Below are 6205 nucleotides of genomic sequence, written 5' to 3' on the forward strand. Positions count from 1 at the left end.
GGAGAATCTAAATTTTAACATAATCACTCATTCGCTCAATCACTCAATCGCTAAATTAGGGATGACTCATGTTTGATAAAAACTTGGAGAATAATCTCAATTCTAAAAAATTGGGATGATTTATGTTTTTAATGTTTTATTCCATTATGCTACATCCATAAACAAAAAAGAGAGCTTAGTTTTCACCAAGCTCTCTTTTTAATTTTGTACTTATTTTATTCTTCTGTTGCAGGCGCTGCCGCAGAAGTACGAGTCAATGTTAGAGAATCTCCTTCGCCCGAATAATCAGCCAAGATAACATCGCCTTCGGCTAAATCACCTTTTAGGATTTCTTCAGCAACAGGATCTTCCAAATAACGCTGGATTGCACGGTTCAAAGGACGAGCCCCATATTGTTGGTCGTATCCTTTTTCTGCTATGAAATCTTTTGCCTTTTCGGTCAATTCCACCGTATAACCCAATGCTGAAATTCTTGTAAACAATTTTTTCAACATTAAGTCGATAATTGAGTGGATGTGTTCACGTTCAAGAGAATTGAACACGATTACGTCATCCAAACGGTTTAAGAACTCTGGAGAGAATGCTTTTCTCAAAGCATTTTGGATAGTTCCTTTTACTGTTTCGTCTAAGCTATCTGCTTTAGATTTTGTTGAGAAACCAATACCTGTTCCGAAGTCTTTCAAATCACGAGCACCAATATTAGACGTCATGATGATGATGGTATTACGGAAGTCTACTCTACGACCCAAACCATCTGTTAGGATACCATCGTCCAATACTTGCAACAACAAGTTGAATACATCTGGGTGAGCTTTTTCGATTTCATCCAATAATACAACAGCATAAGGCTTACGACGGATTTTCTCAGTCAATTGACCACCTTCTTCGTAACCAACGTATCCTGGAGGCGCTCCGATTAGGCGAGATACGCTGAATTTCTCCATGTATTCACTCATATCGATACGAATAAGCGCGTCTTCTTTATCGAACAAATATCCAGCTAGGACTTTCGCTAATTCAGTTTTACCAACACCTGTAGGCCCTAAGAAAATGAATGAACCAATTGGTTTTTTCGGATCTTTCAAACCTACACGAGTACGTTGGATAGCTTTTACCAACTTCACAATCGCTGGGTCTTGACCGATAACTTTACCTTTCAACTCCTCATTCATGTTCAACAATTTCTGACCTTCAGTAGCAGCCACACGACTCACAGGGATACCCGTCATTTGGGCAATTACCTCTGCTACGCTTTCTTCAGCCACTGTATAACGACGACGTTTGGTATCTTCTTCCCAATCACGTTTTGCTTTGTCTAATTGCTCCAACAAACGTTTTTCGCGGTCGCGCAATTGAGCAGCCTCTTCGTATTTTTGAGATTTTACTACCGCATTTTTCTCCTTCTTGATATTTTCGATAGCTCCTTCCAACTGCACAATATCATCAGGTACGGTAATATTAGAGATATGTACACGAGCACCCACTTCATCTAACACATCAATAGCCTTGTCTGGCAAGAAACGGTCAGAAATATAACGTTCTGACAACTTCACTGCCTGCTCAATAGCTTCTGGAGTGTAGGTTACGTGGTGGTGATCTTCGTATTTATCTTTGATGTTATTCAAAATTTCGATAGTTTCTTCTACCGTAGTGGCATCAACCATTACAGTTTGGAAACGACGAGCCAAGGCACCGTCTTTCTCGATATATTGACGATATTCATCTAAAGTAGTTGCACCGATAACTTGGATATCGCCACGAGCTAAAGCTGGCTTAAACATATTTGAAGCATCCAAAGAACCCGATGCACCGCCAGCTCCAACGATTGTATGAAGCTCATCGATAAATAAGATTACATCTGGAGACTTTTCAAGTTCGTTCATTACCGCCTTCATACGCTCCTCAAACTGACCACGGTATTTTGTACCAGCCACCAAAGAAGCCAAGTCAAGCGTAACAACACGTTTGCCAAAAAGCACGCGAGATACTTTTTTCTGAACGATACGAAGCGCCAAACCCTCAGCGATAGCTGTTTTACCTACCCCTGGCTCACCAATCAAGATTGGGTTATTCTTTTTACGGCGAGACAAGATTTGAGCTACACGTTCGATTTCTTTTTCACGACCAACAATTGGGTCTAATTTTCCTGCCTCAGCAATTTTGGTAAGGTCACGACCGAAGTTGTCCAATACTGGAGTTTTAGATTTCTCAGCTCCTTTATTGGCCGTTGCACCACTACCCATGCCCGAGCCACTCGCAAACGATCTTGCGTCATCATCGTTATCATCTGTATCAGACGGTCCCGATTTGATATTTGGGTTAGATTGATATTCGACCATGTCCTTAATCATATCATAGTTAATTTGGAACTTTTCCAAAATTTGGCGAGCCAAGTTGTCCTCATCTCTGAGAATCGCCATCAACAGGTGCTCAGTTCCAACAAGATTCGTTTTAAATATACGTGCTTCTAAATAAGTTACACGAAGGACTTTCTCTGCTTGACGAGACAGAGGGATATCCTGTTTGTTTTTGATGGTGTAATTAGAGCGAGCCACTCCTTGAGTAGCTTTTTCGATGGTGATACGTAGGTCGTCGAGATTTACCCCACACTTTTTGATTAATTCGAGTGCAATTCCTTCGCCTTCACGAATCATACCTAAAACGAGGTGTTCCGTGCCTATATAATCATGTCCTAACCTAATCGCTTCTTCGCGGGCTAGGGAGATTACCTCCTTTACTCTGTTTGAAAATTTTGCCTCCATGCGAAAGAGTTTCGTTTTTTCTGGTTCATAGTTTAAAAGCAAAGACAACTGAGACTTCCAAACTACCTTAATAACATTAAATTCGCCAAGTTTGTTCATTTGAGAGCCGATTGCTCAAGTATCTTTTTGGCTTGATTTCCCTGACAAAATAATAAGTCGAGAATTGATAAATTGGGCTCAAATTCACTGCCAAAATTTTGCCGATACATTACTGGCTCATAAATATTATTTTGGCTGTAAGACCTTTTCGGATGTATTTGCCCTCTGTAATCGTTTTGAGCTACTTTTTCGTATTCTTCTGTAAATATAATCTTTTTTTCGACTTTTAAAAGTTTGAGACAAATTGTCAGCAACTCCATATTCAAATCGAACAAAAAGTCAGGTTTCTTTTCAAATATTTTTGCAAAATAGTCTGCATAGTATTCAAAAAATGGTGCTTTGCCATAAGCTGAATAAATAGCTCCCCAATGACGACGTACCCAATCTTGATGATACTCGACCTTGATGTCCTTCACGATAATTTTTGAGTTGCCATTTTGAACAGGAACCGACAGAACATCTATTTTATTTGAAGCAAGTATTTTACAACGATTTCGGTAACTTTGCTTTTCGTAATACTCATAAGCCTCTATCCGAATAGTTTCGTGCTGTAAAATGCAAGCAAAATATTCAAGGCTTGGCAGATAATGTAAATCAATAATCATTTATCTAAAATAATGAATTTGGGGTAATTTTTCAAATATTAAGCAACTTTTTGCCGATTTTTTAACGTAAAAAATCTTTTTTCGCAGAATTTACCAATGTTTATTTGGAATTTATGTTTCTAAAATATTCAATATTTCGAGTATTATCCAAAATAATTACGCTACCATAATTCAGTAGTAATCTGATTTTTATCAAATCTCTTATATGTTTTTTTTTAGAATGCTTTCTTGGCTTCCTATGCCACTTTTGTACGGTTTTTCAGATTTTCTTTTTTTCCTGACTTTTTATGTTATTAAGTACAGGAAAAAAGTAGTTTTAATGAATTTAAAAAACTCGTTTCCTGAAAAAACTGCTCAAGAACATCAAAAATTAGCGAAAGATTTTTATCATAACTTATGTGATGTGATTGTTGAGTCCCTAAAATTACTCACAATTTCGGTAAATGACTTAGAGAAAATGGTGGAGATAAATGGACAAGAGGTGATTGATGAATGCTTACGTAATAATGAAGTGATGCTGATTATGTCTAGTCATCTGAATTGTTGGGAACTTATCCCTCCTCGAACTACGCAGACTGGTGTGCTTATCGATGTGATTTACAAACCGCTTTCAAGTCCGTTTTTTGATAAGTTGATGTATACCATTCGTTCTCGTTTTGATATTACGCCTATTCCGATGAAACAAACTTTTCGGGAAATGGTGAAAAAGAAAGGGCAAGCTCGTATTGTGGGGATTATCTCTGACCAAGCTGCCGAAACTCCAGATTTGGCTTATTGGACTACTTTTTTACATCAAGAAACTGATTTCTTCTTAGGGACAGAAAAAATGGCTCGTAGTTTTAATTATCCTATTCTTTATGGAGAATTAGTAAGAAAACGTCGTGGGAAATATGTCATCAATTACTCCTTGCTGGTGGAACGCCCATATAATCAATATCAGATGGGCGAAATCACAGAGATATATGCAAGAACTTTGGAAAAATCTATTCAAGAAAACCCAGCAGATTGGCTCTGGTCGCATAGGAGGTTTAAGCACAAAAGAAGTAAATAAGGGGTAAGGCACCAGGCAAAGAGGGAAATGAACAATAAAACTATTGCCTATCCCCTTTTGCCTGATGCCTTTTTTTAATGATCCTCCACTTGCAATGCATCAGAAGTATCTATTCTTAATGAATCAGCTTTAATTCCTTTTACATCTTGTGCATAAATTTTGGGGACTGGCGCAAGATTGAGTTTTTGTAAAGCAACATTTAGATTGGAACAATCTATATTCTTCTTACTCTTTTCCAACTGACAAGTTCTAGCATATTCTTGGTAATAGATTTTACTTAATTCAGCATCTTTTAAATGCTTTTCATAAAGTTCTGCTAGTTTAAATATGGCCTTTGGACGTTGATAGGTGTCAATAATATGCTTATATTCTTTTGCGGCCCAGTTGTATTCCTTCAATCGTACTTGCGCATCAGCTATGGCAAGACGATAATCTGAAATCTTTTCTGAAGTTCCAAGCTTAATTGCAGCAAACATATTGTTGGTGCCTTTCATTATCAAATTTTGGTCTGTCGTAGCAATCAAAGCATATCCCAAACCCGCACGAACGAGTTCGTTATCTTCTCCCCTTTCTATCAATCGATTAAAAAGAAAGATAGACTGCGCTAAACTATCCAAATAAAAATAGGAAGTTGCCAATAATCGCTGATACAAAACGGAAGAATCACCTTTGGAAAGGGTGTACTTCAAATCTTTTCGTACTTGTTCATAATCAAAATTTCGATAAGCATACCTAGCACGCAATTGTCTCATTTTAATAGAATTACTATCCAATTCCATTCCTTTTTTTATGTAATTAATCGCTTTACTTTCTTGGGTTTCATTCAGTAAAAGATTAGAAATATCTGCCAAAGCATCAATATCAGAAGAATCTAATTTGACGGCCTTTTCAAGCAAAGCTATTCCTTCTTCATTTTTTCTTTGTTTTACAAGATTTCTTGCCACTTCTTTCAGATAGAAATGATTGGTAGTATCGAGCGATACAAGCTTTTGGTAATAGCCTAGCGCTTGAGGAATATTGGCTTCTCGGTCTGCTATGCCAGCCAAGCTCATCAATAGTTCTTGAGATTTGGGATTTTTTTCAAGTAACTGCAAATAGTACTTTTTGGCTTGCGGAAGGTGACCCAGTTTTTGATGACAAAAAGCCAAGGTCATTACATTATTTTGAGAAAGGGTATCTTCTTTTGCCGATAACAACTGAATAGCCTTAGCATATTGTCCTTTAGCAATCAAATCTTGCCAAGAGTTTTGTCCACTTTGACCAACAGTCAAGGTATGACATAGAAGAATAAAAAGAGGGAGTAATAGGAGTTTCTTCATAGTAATTCGAAGGGTAAGAAGGTTTATGAAATTTACCCTTCGAATTTATAACTAAATTTTTAATTACACAACTAAACAAATAGTTTTACGAATTTAGTGACAAGGCAACAGGCATAAGGCAAAGAGTGTTTTTTTAGTAACGGTAAATATCTATTTGACGAATACTAAAGGCTGAAAGCCAAAAGCTCAAAATTTAAGATTGTACTTTCGGCTTTCAGGTATCGGCTTTCGGCAGTGGGCTTTGTAAAAAGTATGGCTGTGGTTATTAAAAAACATTTTAACACGCTTTGCCTTGTGCCTAAAACAGGAAAATTAGATCTTACTTTGCCCATTAACCTAAGTTAGTGGGCAAAATAAAATTTAAGATTG

4 protein-coding genes are annotated in these 6205 nt (G+C 37.2%); 1 reads left to right on the forward strand and 3 read right to left on the reverse strand.

Annotated elements, in window-relative coordinates:
• Positions 1–215: 215 nt before the first annotated feature.
• Entirely contained in the window at positions 216–2762 is a 2547-nt protein-coding gene (locus ACOVQ4_RS19810; protein WP_421822340.1) for an ATP-dependent Clp protease ATP-binding subunit, read from the reverse strand.
• 95 nt (positions 2763–2857) lie between these two features.
• Positions 2858–3466: a WbqC family protein gene (locus ACOVQ4_RS19815; RefSeq protein WP_421822337.1), complete on the reverse strand. Its 609-nt coding sequence runs from the start codon at positions 3464–3466 to the stop codon at positions 2858–2860.
• A gap of 205 nt (positions 3467–3671) precedes the next feature.
• Here ACOVQ4_RS19815 and ACOVQ4_RS19820 point away from each other — a divergent pair, with 205 nt between their 5' ends.
• On the forward strand, positions 3672–4517 hold the full coding sequence (locus ACOVQ4_RS19820) for a lysophospholipid acyltransferase family protein (RefSeq protein WP_421822338.1): 846 nt from the start codon (positions 3672–3674) through the stop codon (positions 4515–4517).
• A gap of 74 nt (positions 4518–4591) precedes the next feature.
• Here ACOVQ4_RS19820 and ACOVQ4_RS19825 read toward each other — a convergent pair whose 3' ends face one another.
• Complete coding sequence (locus tag ACOVQ4_RS19825) at positions 4592–5836, reverse strand: tetratricopeptide repeat protein (RefSeq protein WP_421822339.1); 1245 nt, start codon at positions 5834–5836, stop codon at positions 4592–4594.
• Positions 5837–6205 lie beyond the last annotated feature (369 nt).

It is taken from the genome of Flectobacillus sp. (assembly GCF_049240685.1).
Taxonomy (GTDB): Bacteria; Bacteroidota; Bacteroidia; order Cytophagales; family Spirosomataceae; genus Flectobacillus.